Annotated in this window: 15 protein-coding genes; 13 read left to right on the top strand and 2 right to left on the bottom strand. The window is 63.7% G+C overall.

Annotated elements, in window-relative coordinates; translation table 11 throughout:
* Positions 1–458: 458 nt before the first annotated feature.
* From nrfA to pbpG, 9 genes are all read left to right on the top strand, one after another.
* Positions 459–1,904: an ammonia-forming nitrite reductase cytochrome c552 subunit gene (gene nrfA / locus ACB031_RS00885; protein WP_371138832.1), complete on the top strand. Its 1,446-nt coding sequence runs from the start codon at positions 459–461 to the stop codon at positions 1,902–1,904.
* Positions 1,905–1,955: 51 nt separating this feature from the next.
* A complete protein-coding gene (gene nrfB, locus ACB031_RS00880) occupies positions 1,956–2,558 on the top strand; it encodes a cytochrome c nitrite reductase pentaheme subunit (protein WP_371138831.1) in 603 nt (200 codons plus the stop codon).
* A complete protein-coding gene (gene nrfC, locus ACB031_RS00875) occupies positions 2,555–3,229 on the top strand; it encodes a cytochrome c nitrite reductase Fe-S protein (RefSeq protein WP_371138830.1) in 675 nt (224 codons plus the stop codon). The genes nrfB and nrfC overlap by 4 nt, the downstream gene beginning before the upstream one ends.
* Positions 3,230–3,319: 90 nt before the next feature.
* Positions 3,320–4,273, top strand: a complete 954-nt coding sequence (nrfD, locus tag ACB031_RS00870) for a cytochrome c nitrite reductase subunit NrfD (RefSeq protein WP_371138829.1) — start codon at positions 3,320–3,322, stop codon at positions 4,271–4,273.
* A gap of 162 nt (positions 4,274–4,435) precedes the next feature.
* Positions 4,436–6,403, top strand: a complete 1,968-nt coding sequence (gene nrfE / locus ACB031_RS00865) for a heme lyase NrfEFG subunit NrfE (protein WP_139752609.1) — start codon at positions 4,436–4,438, stop codon at positions 6,401–6,403.
* Complete coding sequence (locus ACB031_RS00860; protein WP_139752610.1) at positions 6,400–6,987, top strand: DsbE family thiol:disulfide interchange protein; 588 nt, start codon at positions 6,400–6,402, stop codon at positions 6,985–6,987. The genes nrfE and ACB031_RS00860 overlap by 4 nt, the downstream gene beginning before the upstream one ends.
* Positions 6,984–8,174 carry a heme lyase NrfEFG subunit NrfF gene (gene nrfF / locus ACB031_RS00855; protein WP_139752611.1) on the top strand — a complete coding sequence of 397 codons (1,191 nt, stop codon included), beginning with the start codon at positions 6,984–6,986 and terminating at the stop codon, positions 8,172–8,174. The genes ACB031_RS00860 and nrfF overlap by 4 nt, the downstream gene beginning before the upstream one ends.
* A 137-nt stretch (positions 8,175–8,311) precedes the next feature.
* Positions 8,312–8,767, top strand: a complete 456-nt coding sequence (locus ACB031_RS00850) for an NUDIX pyrophosphatase (protein ID WP_005300289.1) — start codon at positions 8,312–8,314, stop codon at positions 8,765–8,767.
* 402 nt (positions 8,768–9,169) lie between these two features.
* Complete coding sequence (gene pbpG, locus ACB031_RS00845; protein WP_005300287.1) at positions 9,170–10,090, top strand: D-alanyl-D-alanine endopeptidase; 921 nt, start codon at positions 9,170–9,172, stop codon at positions 10,088–10,090.
* Between the two features lie 107 nt (positions 10,091–10,197).
* Here the strand turns inward: pbpG and ACB031_RS00840 are convergent, their stop codons facing one another.
* Complete coding sequence (locus tag ACB031_RS00840; protein WP_371138828.1) at positions 10,198–11,583, bottom strand: tryptophanase; 1,386 nt, start codon at positions 11,581–11,583, stop codon at positions 10,198–10,200.
* Between the two features lie 470 nt (positions 11,584–12,053).
* Between ACB031_RS00840 and ACB031_RS00835 the strand changes: the two genes are divergently transcribed.
* The 3 genes from ACB031_RS00835 to ACB031_RS00825 all read left to right on the top strand — a co-directional run bounded on the left by ACB031_RS00835 (position 12,054) and on the right by ACB031_RS00825 (position 15,143).
* Positions 12,054–12,218, top strand: a complete 165-nt coding sequence (locus tag ACB031_RS00835) for a DUF2256 domain-containing protein (protein ID WP_260753984.1) — start codon at positions 12,054–12,056, stop codon at positions 12,216–12,218.
* Positions 12,218–13,738 carry a cryptochrome/photolyase family protein gene (locus tag ACB031_RS00830; protein ID WP_371138827.1) on the top strand — a complete coding sequence of 507 codons (1,521 nt, stop codon included), beginning with the start codon at positions 12,218–12,220 and terminating at the stop codon, positions 13,736–13,738. Before ACB031_RS00835 ends, ACB031_RS00830 begins: the two co-directional genes overlap by 1 nt.
* Positions 13,739–13,889: 151 nt before the next feature.
* A complete protein-coding gene (locus ACB031_RS00825) occupies positions 13,890–15,143 on the top strand; it encodes a D-amino acid dehydrogenase (RefSeq protein ID WP_042049389.1) in 1,254 nt (417 codons plus the stop codon).
* A 131-nt stretch (positions 15,144–15,274) separates the two neighbouring features.
* Here the strand turns inward: ACB031_RS00825 and ACB031_RS00820 are convergent, their stop codons facing one another.
* Complete coding sequence (locus tag ACB031_RS00820) at positions 15,275–16,402, bottom strand: HPP family protein (RefSeq protein WP_371138826.1); 1,128 nt, start codon at positions 16,400–16,402, stop codon at positions 15,275–15,277.
* Positions 16,403–16,686: 284 nt separating this feature from the next.
* On the opposite strand from ACB031_RS00820, the gene ACB031_RS00815 reads away from it, so the two are divergent.
* A complete protein-coding gene (locus tag ACB031_RS00815) occupies positions 16,687–17,808 on the top strand; it encodes a glycosyltransferase family 9 protein (RefSeq protein WP_371138825.1) in 1,122 nt (373 codons plus the stop codon).
* The last annotated feature ends 10 nt before the right edge of the window (positions 17,809–17,818 follow it).

The following is a 17,818-nucleotide window of genomic DNA, read 5'->3' as shown; positions in this document are numbered from 1 at the left end:
GATTGAATCGGACTGCCAACGGGAACCTTGACGCCCTCTTCCGCGCCGCTCATACAGCATATTTATTCATATTGATTTTATTATCCCCAAATGGATAGAAAACCGGCCGCGTTGAAGACGTCCCCTTGCCTGACGCGGGCTGGCGGGCAACTGAGCCCACTGTCGCCAGACAGCAGCGTTAACAATGGTGCAATAAGTTGAGTTTCCTCATAATTTAACCGGGATCTCATTTCCGCTTGTTGCCTGCTCCGCCAATTGATCTAGCGCAATCCCGCCCCCGATAAATCATCATTCGTTTTACCCATTTGGTAATATCCAGCTCGAGCAATCGCATAAATACATGGGTTTTATTCACTAATAACAATTAATCGGCCTGCCTGCTCCTGCCTTGTGCGGGGGCTGATGCCCAGCTCCAGGATGGAACGGTCAGGCTTGGCAATGAGATCGATTTGGGAGTGATGATCGTGAGTTCACACAACAGACAGACCAGGCTGGGCCTCGCCGCCTTGCTGCTTACCACCTGCCTTGGCACCAGCGGCTGGGCACAGGCGGCCGACGAGGCACAAATCAAGGGCAAAGTAGAGGCGCGCAGCGAGCTGTTCGCCAAGGCTCACGCCGATCAGTTCAGCAGCTGGAAGGCGACCGGCGAGAGCCGCGAGCGCACCGATGCCCTGGCCGAGGACCCCAACATGGTGGTGCTCTGGGCCGGCTACGCCTTCGCCAAGGATTACAACAAGCCGCGCGGCCACTTCTATGCGCTGACCGACGTGCGGGAGACCCTGCGCACCGGCGCCCCCAAGAGCGCCGAAGACGGTCCGCTGCCCATGGCCTGCTGGAGCTGCAAGGGCCCGGACGTGGCCCGCGTCATCGACGAGAAGGGTGAGGATGGCTACTTCAAGGGGATGTGGGCAAAAGGCGGGCCGGAAATCGTCAACACCATCGGCTGCGCCGACTGCCACGACACCGCCTCGAAAGAGTTCAAGGAGGGCAAACCCGCCCTGCACCTCTCCCGTCCCTATGCCGATCGCGCCATGACCGCCATTGGCAAGCCGTTCAAGGCGCAGGGGCGCTTCGATCAGCAGTCCCAGGTGTGTGGCCAGTGCCACGTGGAGTACTACTTCACCGGCCCCACCAAGGCGGTGAAATTCCCCTGGGACAAGGGCACCACAGTGGAGCAGATGGAGCAGTACTACGACGAGATAGGCTTCGCCGACTGGACCCATGCCCTCTCCAAGACCCCCATGCTCAAAGCCCAGCACCCCGAGTACGAGACCTGGCGCGCCGGCATTCACGGCCAGAACAACGTCGCCTGCGTCGACTGCCACATGCCCAAGGTGCAGAACGAACAGGGCAAGGTCTACACGGATCACAAGGTGGGCAACCCCTTCGATCGCTTCGACCAGACCTGCCGAAACTGCCACACCCAGAGCAAGGAGATGCTGCAAGGGGTGGTCAAGCAGCGCAAGGATGCCATTCACGATCTCAAGCTCAGAGTCGAGAAGCAGCTGGTGCACGCCCACTTTGAAGCCAAGGCCGCCTGGGATGCCGGCGCCACCGAGGCCGAGATGAAGGACATTCTGCAGGACATCCGTCACGCCCAATGGCGCTGGGATTTCTCCATCGCCTCCCACGGGGTGCAGATGCACGCCCCGGAAGTGGCGCTACGCATGCTGGGGACCGCCCTGGACAAGGCCGCCGATGCCCGCACAAAGCTGGCACGCCTGCTGGCCGCCAAGGGGCTCAGCCAGGAGATCGCCATTCCTGACATCTCCAGCAAAGAGAAGGCCCAGGCCGCTCTTGGCATGGACATGCAGCAGATGAACAGCGACAAGGCCCAGTTCCTCAAGACCACAGTCCCCGCCTGGGATGCCGAGGCCAAAGCGGCCGGACGGCTCGCACAATGACGAGGCAGGCGGGCCCGCAGTGTCGGGCCTGCCGCCGGAAGGAGGCTTCCTATGGGTGATTTAACGATGGATTTCTTACGACTGATGCTGATGGCAGCCATGCTGCTGACCAGCCTGCAGGGCCAGGCCGCCGATGCGGCAACCGCCCCGGCACCGACTACACATGAAGTGGAATTTCTGCGCAGTGCCGACAAGGCCTGTACCGACTGCCACAAGGAGCAGGAGTACGGCATGCACGGCAAGCATGGCCAGGCGACCAACCCCAACAACCTGGCGCCGGTCACCTGCACCAACTGCCATGGTCAGCCCTCCCCCAAACACAGGGAAGGGGTCAAGGACGTGATGCGCTTTAGCGACAGCTTCAACAACAAACAGAGCACCGAGAGCTACCCCATCGCCGAGCAGAACGGGGTCTGCATGAGCTGTCACGAGCCCAAAGTGCTGCGCGAGGCGCTCTGGGCCCACGACGTGCACGCCACCAAGCTCACCTGCACCAGCTGCCACCAGCTGCACCCGGCCAAGGAGCCCATGGTGGCAATTCCGGAGAAGTCCCGCATCAAGCTCTGCGTCGACTGCCACAGCAAGCAGCATGAGGCCGTCAAGGCGGCCAAGGCGGCCAAGGCGAACACCACCTCGGGCAAGGAGGCACCATGAGCTGCTCTCGCCGTCACTTCATGGCGGGGATGAGCGCGGGGGCCCTCATCATGATGACGGGGGCTGCTCGTGCCACCACCCTCGCCCACAGCCAGACCATCGACGGGGTCCGCTTTGGCATGATCCACGACGAGACGGCCTGCATCGGCTGTACCGCCTGCATGGATGCCTGCCGGGAGGTGAATCAGGTGCCAGAGGGGGTCTCGCGCCTCGAGATCATCCGCTCCGGCCCCATCGGTGAATTTCCCGATGCCGAGTACCACTTCTTTCGCAAGTCCTGCCAGCACTGCGACAACGCCCCCTGCGTGCACGTCTGCCCCACCGGTGCCTCCCATATCCGCAAGGAGGATGGCATCGTCGACGTCAACCCGGATCTCTGCGTTGGCTGCATGTACTGTCTGGCTGCCTGCCCCTATCAGGTGCGCTTTATCAACCCTGTGACCAAGGTTGCCGACAAGTGCGACTTTTGCCGCAAGACCAACCTGGCGGCGGGCAAGGAGCCGGCCTGCGTGGAATCCTGCCCCACCAAGGCACTGGTGTTCGGCAATCTGGATGACCCGGACAGCCCCATCGCCAAACGGCTGGTGAAGGAGACCACCTATCGCTACAAGCAGGTACTCGGCACTTCGCCCAAGATGTACCGCGTGCCCAAAGGGGAGATAAAGTCATGACCATGCAAGAGGCATTTCACTTCCCCTCCCTGGTGTGGGGATTTGCCCCATCGCCATCTACCACGGCAATAACCGATGGAGGGAATGACCATGTGGCATGACGCATTTCACTTCTCCTCGCTGGTGTGGGACTGGCCCATAGCCATCTATCTCTTTCTGCTCGGCATCTCCGCCGGGGCCACCACCCTCTCGGTGCTGCTGCGCCGCAAGGGGGCCGGCAGCGAGAGCGGCATCATCAAGGCGACCGCCATTCTGGCGCCGGTGAGCGTAGTGCTGGGGTTACTGATCCTCATCTTCCATCTGGCCCGCCCCTGGACCTTCTGGAAGTTGATGTTCCACTACCAGTTCGACTCCGTGATGTCGATGGGGGTCATGTTGTTTCAGATCTACATGGCGGTGCTGTTCGCCTGGCTGGCGGTGGTGTTTCGGGCCGAGATCGAGACCTTGCGCAGGCACCTGCTGCAAGAGAAGTTCGCCTTTGTGGATGATCTCATCGCTTGGCTCGCCCGCTTCGAGCAGCTGCTGGCGCCGCTCTTGCTGCTGCTTGCCGTGCTGTTGGGGGCCTACACCGGCTTTCTGCTGTCGGCGCTCAAGACCTATCCGCTGTTGAACAACCCGGTACTGCCGGTGCTGTTCCTCATCTCCGGCGTCAGCTCTGGCATCGCCTCCACCATCTTGCTGGCGGTCACCCTGTTCAAGGAGAACCATCACAGCCAGGGGGTGAGCTTTGTTCACCGCTTCGAGCGGCCGGTGCTGGCGGTGGAGGTGTTGCTGCTGGTCTGCTTCTTTACCGGCCTCTACTTCGGTGGTGGCCAGAAGGAGGCTGCCATGTGGGCCGCCATCGGCAGCGGCTTCTGGGCTCAGGTGTTCTGGCTCGGGGTGGTGGGCATCGGCATGCTGCTGCCCCAGTTGCTGACCCTGCTGGCCCCCGCGCCGCTGCGGGCCAAAAACGGCTATCTGGTGCTGGTCTGCAGCCTGACTCTGGTAGGGATCCTGCTGCTGCGCTACTTCGTGCTTTATGCCGGTCAAATGACTGTCGTATAACGGTATGATCACCAGCGCCAGCCACCCTCGGGTGACTGGCGCTTATTTGTTGCGATGAGTTGTTGCGATTGATTGTTGCCAGAAATGTGGATGTTATCCCCCAGCGCCGGTACGGTGCAGACGCTGCGGCATAACATAGACGAATGATTGACTGGAGGTTGTGTGCTGGCGGAGCTCGGCTATCTCTCACTGTTGCTGGCGACCGGGCTCGCCCTGCTGCAAGGGCTGCTGCCCTGGCTGGGGCTGGGGCTGCGGCTCGCCTCACGCCCGCTGCTCGGCTGCGCAACACCGCTGGCCCTCCTGGTCGCGCTCCTGCTCGGGGCCGCCCTGCTGCTGCTCGCCGGCTGTTTTGGCCAGGATGATTTCACCCTGGTCTATGTGGCCCAGCACGCCAACAGCGCCCTGCCCCTTGGCTTCAAACTGGCGGCCGTGTGGGGCGGTCACGAGGGCTCCATGCTGTTCTTCGTCTTTGCGCTGGGGCTGTGGGGTGCGCTGGTGGCCCTTTGCTCCAGGCGGGTCGATCCGCTGATCACAACCCGGGTACTGGCCATCATGGGGCTGATCGTCGGGTTGTTCGGCCTCTATACCCTGATCTTCTCCAGCCCGTTTGACCGCCAGTTCCCGGGGCCGCTGGAGGGGCGCGATCTCAACCCCATGCTGCAGGACATCGGCCTCATCATCCACCCGCCCCTGCTCTATCTCGGTTATGTCGGCTTTGCGGTCAACTTCGCCTTCGCCATGGCGGCGCTGCACTCGGGTCGGCTCGATGGCGCCGTGGCCCACTGGAGCCGACCCTGGGCGCTCGGCTCCTGGGTGTTTCTCACCGCCGGCATAGTGCTCGGCTCCTGGTGGGCTTATTACGAGCTCGGCTGGGGCGGCTGGTGGTTCTGGGATCCGGTGGAAAATGCCTCTCTCTTGCCCTGGCTGCTCGGCACCGCCCTGCTGCACGCCCTGGTGGTGTGCGAGAAGCGCGGCGCTTACGGCCACGCCGTACTGCTGCTCTCCATCTTTACCTTTGCCTTAAGCCTGCTTGGCACCTTCGTGGTGCGCTCCGGGGTGCTCACCTCGGTGCACGCCTTTGCGGTCGACCCCAGCCGCGGCCTCACCCTCTTGTTGCTGCTCGGCTTGCTATTGACCTGCGCCCTCACCCTGTTTGCCCTGCGGGCGGACATTCGCGCCCCCTATGCCCGCTTTGGCTTGCTGTCAAAAGAGGGGCTGCTCGGCGCCGCCATCCTGCTGCTCTGCGTGGCCTGCGCCAGCGTGCTGCTCGGCACCTTCTACCCCATGGTGTTCCAATCGCTCCATCTGGGCTCGCTCTCGGTGGGCGCCCCCTATTTCAATACCATCTTCGTGCCGCTGGCCCTCTGCCTGATGGCGCTGATGACCCAGCTGCCGCGCCTGCGCTGGCAGCATCTGGCGGCCCAGCGCCGCATCAAGGTGCTGCTCCCATGCCTGTTCGGCCTGCTGGGGGGCGCCTTGCTGAGCCTCGCCTATCCCGAGCCGCTGCGGGCAAGCTGGCTGGGGCTCGCGGCCAACGTGCTGAGCCTCTGGCTGATGGCCAGCCTGCTGCTCCCGCTCTTGCAGCCGGTCGCCCTGCGCGAGCTCACCCTCAATCGGTTCGGCAGCCTGCTGGCCCACCTCGGGGTGGCGGTGTGCGCCCTCGGCATCGCGCAGGTGAGTCACCACAGCCAGGAGGGGGGCGCCGTACTCGCCGCCGACAAGCCCTATCGGCTCGGCGCCTTCGAATTTCGCTATGAGGGGAGCGAGCCGATCATCGGCCCCAACTACACCGCCGAGCGCATCACGCTTAGCGTGCATAAGGACGGTAAAGAGGTGGCCAGGCTCACCCCAGAGCGACGTCACTACAGTGTGCGCACCATGAACATGAACGAACCCGGCATCGCGTGGGGAATGCTTGGCGATCTCTACGTGGTGCTTGGCGAGAAGATGGGACCCGGCGCCTATGCCATGCGGCTGCACTACAAGCCGCTGGTGCGCTGGATCTGGCTCGGTGGCCTGTTGATGATGGCGGGCGGTGCCCTGCGCCTGCTTGCCCGCCGGCCGCTGCTGGCTAACCATCCTGCGCCAGCTGCCGCCCCCTATCCCCAGCTTGAACAGGAGACCTTATGAACGCCCGTCTGCGCCTGTTCGTGCCACTCCTGCTCACCCTGGGGCTCGGTGCCCTGCTCTGGCTCGGCCTTGGCAACAACCCCTACAGCCAGGATGAGGCCGTCGCAGGGCGCACCCTGCCTGCCTGGCAGAGTGACGATCTGTTTGGTGGCGCCCCCATCCACACCGCGGCGCTCAAGGGCGAACCCTTCGTGCTCAACGTCTGGGCCAGCTGGTGCCCCAACTGCCGCGCCGAGCATCCGCTGCTGGGTGAGCTTGCGGGCTCCGTGCCCCTTTACGGCCTCAACTACCGGGACAAGGGAGACGCTGCTCGCGCCTGGCTCACCGAGGCGGGCAACCCCTATCGCGCCGTGCTGGCCGACCCCGACGGCCGACTCGCACTGGAGCTCGGCGTCTACGGCACGCCGGAGACCTATCTCTTCGCCGGCGACGGCACCCTGCTGACCCGCCACACGGGTGAGCTCACCCGGGAAGTCTGGCAACACCAGTTTACCCCCCTGCTGGCAAAGGCCCGCAGCAACACCGCCAGCCAGCCCGAAGCGGAAAGAGAAGTGGAGAGACAAGTGCAGGAGAGCAAGCCATGAGCAGTCTCGGCCACGTCTTGATCGCGCCACTCTTGCTGGCATTGAGCCTCGGGGCCCTTGCCAGCGGGGTCGACACCTATGAGTTTCGCCACCCAGAGCGGCAGGCCCGCGCTCAGGAGCTGGCCCGCGCCCTGCGCTGCCCCCAGTGCCAGAACCAGAACCTGGTGGAGTCCAACTCCCCCATCGCCCGGGATCTGCGGCTCGAGGTCTACCGCTGGGTGGACGAGGGGCAGTCTGATGAGCAGGTGATCGCCCGCATGACGGAGCGCTTCGGCGATTTCGTGCGCTACGATCCCCCCTTCAAAGCCAGCACGGCGCTGCTGTGGGGCGGCCCCGCCCTCTTGCTGTTACTGGCGCTCAGTCGCCTGCGCAGGAGCCTGTATCGCCGGCAACCGGCGTGGGTGCCGCTTGTCGGCGACAGAGCCGAGGGGACCCGTCTCCACGACCCCAGGGCCGAGCTGAACCGGCTGATCATGGCCGAACAGCAGGCGGGGCTTGCCCCCCACAGCCGCCTCTACCGGGAGCTGGAGCTGGCTCGCCTCGCCAACGCCACCCCCACCGCCGAGCAGGCCCTGCGCGACCGGCTGATAAGAGATAGCACCGCCCATCCGCAGCTTAGGTTTCGGCCATGGATACTAGTTGGGACCCTGCTGCTGGCGCTGATGGCCGGCATTTATGCCGGCACCGGCCGCTATCAGGCGTGGCAGGCTTATCAGTCGCGCCCCGATCCGCTGGCGGGATTGAGCCCGCGGGATCTACAGGACAAGGAGCTGGGCGCCCTGCACCAGCGCCTGCAAACCAACCCCGCCGATCTCGACGGCTGGGCGGCGCTCGGTCAGCTCTATCTCTACCGGGACGAGTACGACAACGCCCTGCTCGCCTACCAGCGCCTCGCCCTGCAAGAAGGGGGCGCCAGCGCCGCGACCCAGGCCGCGCAAGCCACCGTGCTCTACTACCAGGCGGGCCAGCAACTCACCCCGGAGGCGCAACACCTGCTGGGTAGCGCGCTCAAGCAGGACAAGGGCGAGGTGAGCGCCCTGATGCTGCTCGCCTCCGATCACTTCCTGCACGGCCGCTACTCCCAGGCCATCGCCCTCTGGCAACAATTGCTCGATGAAGAGCGACCCCGCATCAACCGCGCAGCGCTGATCGAAGCGATCCAGACCGCCCGTATGATGGGAGGCTGACCGCACGCGTGACAGGGGCTGAATGCCCCTGTCACGTTGGGCCCGCACAAACGCCGCCGGCAGGGAAATCACTTGCCAACCTCCCGTCGGCGGCCGAACAATAGGCGTCCATTGAACCTGTTATTGGAGCCTATCCCATGATCCCCATTCGCTGTAAAACCGTCTCCGGTGTCGCCCTCTCAACGATTGATGGTGAAACAAAGCTGCTGGTGATGAAACGCGTAAAGGGTGGTTTCTGGTGCCATGTGGCGGGCACGGTCGAGGCGGGGGAAACTGGCTGGCAGACCATTATTCGCGAGTTTGGCGAAGAGACGGGTATCAGGGTTTGCGAATTATACACAGCCCATTATCTGGAACAATTTTACGAAAGCGCTTCAAATACGGTGGAGGTAGTGCCGGTCTTTGTGGTCTATTGCCCGCCCAATCAGGTGGTCACCCTCAATGATGAGCATACCGAATATCGCTGGTGCACCTTGGCCGAGGCCAAGGCACTGGTGAGTTTCCCCGGCCAGCAGGCACTCTATGATCATCTCTGGCACTACTTTGTCGAAAACAGCCCCTCGGCGCTGATGCGGGTAGCCATGACGCCATAGCGCGTGAATGCCAGGAGCCCTCTCGTTATCTTCTTGATCCTGCGGTGATCCGCTGCCGGCCATGGCCGCCATCAGCACATGTTGCCGCCCCTGATCAGGCCGTTTTCAACAGAGATGATCACCAGGAATGAGTGAAGATAGGGACGCAGGCAATAGAGACGGCTAAAAGATCGATCATCTGACGGCAAGAGGGCGCCACCAGCCGCACACTGCAGCCATGTTTCTCACGCCGACCAGCCCCATTATTACTCGTATGAAGCCGCTCATAGCGCCCATTACCGTTATTTCAAGGTGCGCCATCCCATAAAATTGAAATATCGGGCCATTAGACGTTGTGAAGCGTCAATTACCGTCATATAACTTAGCCAAATATCCCTGTCAGCCGTACGGTAGCGTCAAATCATGATTACTCGCCCTTTTCTTACCCTGTTGCTCGGTGCCTTCCTCGTTCCCGTCAGCATGGAGAGCGCCCAGGCCAATCCGTTTTCAGCCCAGTCCCACTCCCCCAACAGCTTTCTGGAGCAGCGCAACGATCTGGCGCTGAGCTCCGCCGCCTTCGTGGTGGCCAACCCGCGCACCGGTGAAGTGCTGTCGGAGCGCAACGCCAACCGGGTGATGCCGATAGCCTCCATCACCAAGCTGATGACGGCACTGGTGGTGCTCGATGCCAACCAGCGTCTCTCCGAGATGCTGACCGTTACCATGGCCGACGTGGACAGACTCAAGGGCACCGGGTCGCGGCTGGCGGTGGGCTCGCGCCTGAGCCGGGCCGACATGCTGCACATCGCCCTGATGTCGTCGGAAAACCGCGCCGCCTCGGCCCTGGCTAGAAACTACCCGGGTGGCCAGCGCGCCTTCATCGAGGCGATGAATGCCAAGGCCCGCATGCTCGGCATGTGGAGCACCCAGTTCTCCGACAGTACCGGGCTCACCCCTCGCAACGTCTCCAGCGCCCACGATCTCGCCAAACTGGTGGCGGCGGCCTCCACTTATCCGCTCATTCGCCAATACTCCTCCACCGAGGAGCGCATGGTGCGCAACGGCAAGCGCCAGCTGCACTACCTCAACTCCAACCGGCTGGTGCGCGAAGGGAGCTGGCCCATCTCCCTCTCCAAGACCGGTTACATCCGCGAGGCGGGGCGCTGCCTGGTGATGGCCACCCAGATCAACCGCGAGCCGGTGATCATGGTGCTGCTCAACGCCGACACTCCCAACGCCCGGGTGGCCGATGCCAAGCGGATCAAATCCTGGCTGGAGACCTCCGGTCGCATGAGCCTGACCGCCCAGTCCAGCCCACAGACCAAGCTGTTCAGCAGCCAGTAAGGCTCCCGGCGATCATCGCCAAAAAAGCCCCCGCACCAAGGTGCGGGGGCTTTTATTATTGAGCCTTGTGGTCAAGCCTGCTGGCTACGGCGCCGAAGTGCTGGCGATCAGAGCGGCTTGAGCCGCGCGGTGAAGTGGCGCAGCAGCGGCGGCTCGTAGTCGAAGGTGAGCCCGCGAATGTCGCTGGCCCGCACCTTGACCGCGATCAGGCAGTCGGCCACATAGTCCATGTGATCCCGGGTGTAGACCCGGCGCGGAATGGTGAGCCGCAACAGCTCAAAGTCCGCCGCCTCCTGCTTGCCGGTGACGGGATCGCGCCCCAGCAGCAGGGAGCCTATCTCCACCCCGCGCACACCCCCTTCCAGATAGAGCTCGCAGGCGAGCGCATGGGCCGGGAACTGCCCGGCCGGAATATGGGGCAGCAGCTTCTTGGCGTCCACAAACACCGCATGACCGCCGGTGGGAGTCTGGATGGGGATGCCTGCCTCGGCCAGTCGTTCGCCCAGATAAGCCACCTGACTGATGCGATAGGTCAGATACTCCTCATCCATCCCCTCGCGCAGGCCGATGGCGAGCGCCGCCATGTCCCGCCCGGCAAGGCCGCCATAGGTGACAAACCCCTCCATCGCCACGCAGCGCACCTGCACCGCGCGAAACAGCTCGAGATCTTCTTTGAAACAGCAGAGCCCGCCGATATTGACCAACCCGTCCTTCTTGGCCGACATGGTGAAGATGTCCCCCAGCGCAAACATCTGGCGCACTATCTCCTTGATGCTGCACTTGGCATAGGCCGGGTCCCGCGCCTTGATAAACCAGGCGTTCTCGGCAAAGCGGGCGGCATCGATCACCACCGGGATATGGTGGCGATGGGCCAACTCGGAGACCGCCTCCATATTGGCCATGGAGACCGGCTGGCCGCCTGCGCTGTTGCAGGTCACCGTGATGATGATGCCGGCCACGTTGGCGGCCCCCAGGGTGTCGATGGTGTCACTCAGGCGAGGGAGATCAAAATCCCCCTTCCAGGGGTAAGGGGCCGTGGTGTCGAGAGCTTTCGGGGTGAGCAGGTTGATGGCCCGCGCGCCGGCCAACTCCACGTGGGCCTTGGTGGTGTCGAAGTGGTAGTTGGAGATGAAGACCGGCGCCTTGCCCTGGCAGCGCTTGACCAGCTCGGGGAAGAGGATCTGCTCGGCCCCGCGCCCCTGGTGGGTGGGCATCACATGCTGGTAGCCAAAGATCTCGCGCACCGTGCGCTCCAGCTCGACGAAGTTGCGGCTGCCCGCATAGGCCTCGTCCCCCATCATGATGCCGGCCCACTGACGGTCGGACATGGCACCTGTGCCGCTGTCGGTCAGCAGATCGATATAGACATCCTCGGCCAGCAGCAGGAAGGGGTTCCAGCCAGCGGCCTCGAGGGCGGTGCGGCGCTCGGCGCCAGTGGTCTGTTTGATGGGCTCGACCATCTTGATACGAAACGGCTCGGGTATACGACGCATATAAGACTCCTCACCGGCGCAAGGCCAGTGTGTTTGAAATTGGAATTGGCAAAGAGGCCGGGGCGATCAGGGTCGTCCGGCTGACAAATTCAAACGGCGGGTGCCGCCAATCAGCGGTGAGGAAAGTCGAGGGTCAGAATGGGATCCCGGGTGTACCAGTGGGCGAGCAGGCAGGCTGCCCGGGGCGTAGCTGTCACGATTGGCATCACTCCCCTCCATGTCGGTTGTAACCAGTCGGTGGCCAATAAGATCCATTGATGGGTGCTGCCAGCAGGCAGCCTCGCCAAGTTAACAACTGGTTGCCATGCAAACAATCCGAGTATCGACGGGTTGTGCGTCTGCTCACAAAGCGCCCATTCAGCTGACTCGATACAGGCGACAGTGATCCCCCCAGCACCCAGCTTCGTTAAGCTGTTATCCCGGTGACTTGACCCTGTTCACGCCGCCCCTTGCCAACCATCGGAAGTCCCATGCATCGCAAAGCCCATCTGCCCGAGAAGATCTGCCCCGTCTGCCAGCGCCCCTTTAGCTGGCGGCACAAGTGGGCGCGCAGCTGGGAGGCTGTGCGCTACTGCAGCGAGCGCTGTCGCTACGCTCGCCACAACAACCGTCAACATAATGGGGAACCAGCCTGATGGAGCTACGCCTTGTGCTCGGCGATCAGCTCAACGCCGCTCACAGCTGGTTTCGCACGCCGGATCCGGCGGTCTGCTACCTGATGGCGGAGCTGCGCCAGGAGACCGACTACTGCCGCCACCACCGCCAGAAGGTGCTGGCCTTCTTTGCCGCCATGCGCGCCTTCGCGGCGGCCCTCGGCAAGGCGGGCCATCACGTCTGTTACCTGACCCTCGATGAGAGCGCCCGCTGGCCCGACTTGCCCAGCTTGCTGGAGGCCCAGCTCGAAGCGCATCAGGCCGACAGCTTCGCCTGGCAGAGCCCGGACGAGTGGCGCCTCGCCAGCCAGTTGAAAAGCTGGGCGGCGGGCCTCGCCATCCCTGCCACTGAGGTGGAGAGCGAACATTTTCTCACCCCCCGCGATGGCTGGCAGCGCTATCCCCACAGCCGGATGGAGTTCTTCTACCGCGCCCTGCGCAAGCAATACAGGGTGTTGCTCGATGAGCGCGGCCAGCCCCTTGGTGGGCGCTGGAACTTTGATGACGAGAACCGCGCCAAACTGCCGGCGAGCCAGCCCATCCCGGCGCCCCTCACCTTTGCCAACCAGGTGAGCGAGATTGACGCCATGCTGACCCGCCACGGGGTCAGCACCATCGGTAAGGCGGATGCCAGCAAACTGCCGTGGCCCATCACCCGGCGTCAGAGCCGCGAGCTGCTGGCCCATTTTCTGGCCCACTGCCTGCCCCACTTTGGCCGCTATCAGGATGCCCTGAGCGAGCGGAGCTGGAGCCTGTTTCATAGCCGCCTGTCGTTTTCCCTCAACAGCAAGATGCTCCACCCGCTTGAGGTGATCCGCGCAGCCGAAGCCCACTGGCAGGCCAATCAGGCCACCATCACCCTAGCGCAAGTGGAGGGCTTTATTCGCCAGATCCTCGGCTGGCGCGAGTTCGTGCGCGCCCTCTACTGGGAGAAGATGCCCGACTATCAGCGCACCAATTTTCTCGGGGCCGAGCGGCCGCTGCCCGGTTTTTTCTGGAGCGGCGAAACAAACATGGCCTGCGTGCGTCACGCCATTCGCCAGTCTCTGGATCACGCCTACGCCCACCATATCCAGCGGCTGATGGTGACCGGCAACTTTGCCCTACTGGCGGGGATCCATCCTGACGAGGTGGATGCCTGGTATCTCGGTATCTATGTGGATGCCATCGAGTGGGTCGAGCTGCCCAACACCCGCGGCATGAGCCAGTTTGCCGATGGCGGCCTGATGGGCAGCAAGCCCTACGCCAGCAGCGGCGCCTATCTCGAGCGGATGGGCCACTACTGCAAGGGGTGCCACTATCAGGTGAAGGCCCGCAGCGGCGACGGGAGTTGCCCCTTCAACAGCCTCTACTGGCATTTTTTATGGCGCAACCGGGACAAACTTGGCAGCAATCCTCGCCTCGCCCTGCCCTATGCCAACTGGGATGGCCAGGCCGCCGAACAGCAGCACGCCATCCTGGCGACGGCGGAGCAGTACCTGATCCAGCTGGAGCAGCTCTGACTGCCACATCTAATGCCAGCAAGTCCACAAATTTCAACATTGAAAACCAGTTAAATAATTGTAAATAGATATATATCCCAATTATATCTACACCAGTTGAATATCCTGTGGCGGCTGATTAATGTGAGGGCCCCAGTCAAGGAGAGACAAGATGGACATAGTGGTACTCGGTGGTGGCGTGGTCGGCGTGACCAGCGCCTGGTATCTGGCCAAGGCGGGTCACAAGGTGACCCTGCTGGAGCGGCGTGACGGGGTGGCCCTTGAAACCAGCCACGCCAATGCCGGCCAGATCTCCCCCGGTTACGCGGCCCCCTGGGCGGCCCCCGGCATTCCCCTCAAGGCCGCCAAGTGGCTGCTGCAAAAACATGCCCCCTTCACGGTGCGGCCGACCTCGGATCCCTTCCAGCTGCGCTGGATGCTGAAGATGTTTGCCAACTGCACCCCGGCAGCCTATGCGGTCAACAAGGGGCGCATGGTGCGGCTGGCCGAATACAGCCGCGACTGCATGAAGCTGCTGCGCGACGAGCTGGCGCTGGACTACGAGGGGCGCCAGCTCGGCACCCTGCAGCTGTTCCGCAGTCAGGCCCAGCTCGATGCCAGCAAACGCGACATCGAGGTGCTGGAAGAGTACGGCGTGCCCTATCAGTCCCTCGATGCCGCTGGGTGTGAAGGGGCAGAGCCGGCGCTGGCCCGGGTACGCGGCAAGATAGTGGGCGGTCTGCGCCTGCCGGGGGACGAGACCGGCGACTGCTTCCGCTTCACCAAGGCAATGGCTGCGGAAGCGCAGCGACTGGGGGTCAAATTCGTGTTCAACTGCGCTATCGACGAGATCGAGCTGGCACAGGGACGCGCCGTGGCGGTGCGGGCCGGCGAGCAGCGCTTCAAGGCCGATGCCATCGTCTGTGCCCTCGGCAGTTATGCCACCGGCTTCCTGCGCCCGCTCGGGCTCGATCTGCCGGTCTACCCGGTCAAGGGCTACTCCCTCACCCTGCCGATGATCAACGCCGAGGCCGCGCCGCGCAGCACCGTACTGGACGAAACCTACAAGGTAGCCATCACCCGTTTCGATGAGCGGATCCGGGTCGGCGGCATGGCGGAGCTGTCGGGCTACAACCTGGCCCTCAACCCGAAACGGCACGACACCCTGGCCATGGTGGTCGGTGATCTCTTCCCCGAGGGGGGCGACATCAGCCGCGCCGACTTCTGGACCGGGCTACGTCCCATGACGCCGGACGGCACCCCGCTGGTGGGTCCGAGCCCCATCCCCGGCCTCTGGCTCAACACCGGCCATGGCACCCTGGGCTGGACCATGGCGGCGGGCTCGGGTCAGCTGCTGTGCGATCTCATCAGCGGCAGCGACACCGCCATCAGCGACGAAGGGCTCACCCTGGCCCGCTACGGCTGAGCCTTGTCCTCCGTCTCTCTTATCCCAACGAGGGAGTGCCTGGCACTCCCTCTTGTTTTGACCTTGTTCGGTTTGTTCAGCCATGCAGTGCCAAGGCACAGACAACAAAAAGGCCCCGCGAGGGGCCTTTCTTATGTACTGACCGGTGCACCGGTTTCACCCTGCGCCGGGTGCAGCGCCAGGTTGAACAGCGCAGCGACCATGTCTGACTGGGTCAGGATCCCCACCAGCTGCTCGCCATCCACCACCGGCATGTGGTGCAGGCCGCCATCAGAGAAGGCACCCACCAGATCGTAGAGCGGCTGATCGTGGCGGGCGGTCGACACGTTGCGGGTCATCAGGTCTGCGACCCGCAGCTCAGCCAGATCCGCGGCGCCCCGCGGCTGTTGTAGTGCCCGGTCGATCATCAGGTCGTGCAGGGTGATGATGCCGGTCAGCCGACCGGCCTCGTCCACCACCGGCAGCGCCTTGACCTGATGGTGGGAGAGCAGTTGCCAGGCCGCCATGGCCGGCTGCTGCGCCGCTATCAGGATCAGATCCCGCGACATCACCTCCTGCACCCGCACCGTGCCCACCCTGGCCCGCAGGGCGTGCAGCTGGGCCTCCTGCAGCAGCGCTTGCAGATCCTGACGGCTGATGTCGAGCAGCTCGCCGTGCTTCTCCAGCGCAAAATCGATGTCCGCCGCCTGGGTCGCCACCCGCTCGCTCGGCTGGGGATCGGCGGTCTGATGGCGGTTGGGTCGGGCCTGACCGCTGTTGGGATAACGCCGCCCCAGCAGCCGGTTGTAGCAGAGCGCCAGTAGCAGCAACAACAGCGAATTGAGCAACACCGGCAGCAACACATAACCGCCCCCGAGCTGGCGGATCCCCTCGCCGCCGATGACCGCGGTCAGGGCCACGGCGCCGCCGGGGGGATGCAGGCTGCGGGTGAGAAACATGGCGGCGATGGCCAGCATCACGGCGAGGGCGGCGGCCTGCGCCGGATCCGCCACCAGGCTGGCACTCAGCACCCCCATCAGCGCCGAGACCCCGTTGCCCACCAGGATGGACCAGGGCTGGGCCAACGGGCTGGCTGGCGCCGCAAACAGCAGCACAGCGGAGGCCCCCATGGGGGCGATCAGCCAATGGGCCTCAAGCCCCAGCCCCCAGCGGCACAAGAGGGCGGTGCCCAACAGCCCGACGAAGGCGCCAAGGGCGCCGTAACAACTCTCTTTGAGACTGGTATTGGTGGATACCGGAAAGAAATCCCTGAACTGCATGGGGCTCCTGCGAGGATAACATTCATTTCAAATGCGCGATTTTAACGACATACCGCCGCCAAATGCCACCAGGAGATGCGATCTACTCCGCTCAGCCATCCCGCCCCAGAAAAACAGGAATCATACGGAAACACCCCTGTTCCATCCGAGCACTCTGAAACTGTGACTCAGCAACAAATTCTTACAAAAAATGGCGCCCCCCCCTCATTTTTCTCTTTTCTTAACCTCGGCTTAAGAAATGTCGTGTCACCTTGAGGCCATATTCATGCACGGAGCCACTACTTATGAGCACTATCAGAGATGCCCTGCGCCGCTTCGACAGTCAGCGCCGCTGCTGGACCGCCGGGCTGGAGCGGGCCGCCCTCGCCTGGCTCGCGCGTCAAGGCCGACTGCCGGCCGGCAGCCAGCCTCCCCAGCGGATCCTGGTCATTCGCAGCACCTGCCGCATCGGCAACAACCTGTTTCTGCTGCCCTTCTTGCAAAAGGTACGCAGTGCCCACCCCCATGCCGAGATAGAGCTGGTGTGCATCGGCGGCCAGCTGCTCCCCTTCCTGGCCGATCTGCAACTGCAGCGCATTCACCCGGTCAGATTGCAGGGCAAGCGGCTGCTGGCCTCCCTGTCGGTGCTGTGGCGACTGCGCCGTCAGCATTACGATCGGGTCTATGTGCCCTTTGCCTCCAGCACCGATCACCTCATCGCCGGCTGGGTAAAGGCCCGCGAGAAGCTGGGCTTTGACGATGCCAAGGGGGATGCCCTGTTCCCCCAGCCCCTCACTCCCAACGATCACTGCCACTACGCCCACCAGCCGCTGCAACTGCTCGGCATGCACGGTCATCTCGCCGATCAGATTGAGCTCGGCAGCTTGCTGCACAGCGCCAGCCCGCGGCTGCTGGCACTCAGGCAGGACTACCCGGAGCGGCCGCTCATCGGCTTTTTCACCGGCGCCCGCAAGGGCAAGGGGCTCTCCCTGCCCCAGTGGCAGCGGCTGCTCGGGGATCTGCGCCGCCACTATCCCGCCGCCCTGCTGATCCAGCTCGAGGATCCCGCCGATCCCCAGCCCCAGCTCGGCGACGTGCAGGTTGCCCTCAGCAGCCTGAGCGAGCTGGCCCGCTTTGCCGGCGGCCTCTCCCTCTTCGTCAGCGGTGACACCGGGCCATTGCACCTGGCCGCCGCCAGCGGCGTGCCCTGCCTCGGCCTCTTTACCCAGACCGATCCCGCCCGCTACGGCTGCCTCGGTGCCCAGCACCTCAATCTGGTGATCGGCGATCGCAATGCCATCCCCCTCGATCATCACTGGCTGGCCGGGGTCATGGCACGCCCCCCGCTCAATCAGGAGAGGTTACCTGCGCCAACTCCGGCCCCTTGCTTGCCAGGTGCGCCCTTGCCGCTCCCTGCTGCGGGCTGATCCAGCCAGC

This window comes from Aeromonas sp. S8(2024) (genome assembly GCF_041403085.1).
GTDB classification, from domain to species: Bacteria; Pseudomonadota; Gammaproteobacteria; order Enterobacterales; family Aeromonadaceae; genus Aeromonas; species Aeromonas dhakensis.
This window is presented reverse-complemented; position numbering and strand designations above follow the sequence as displayed.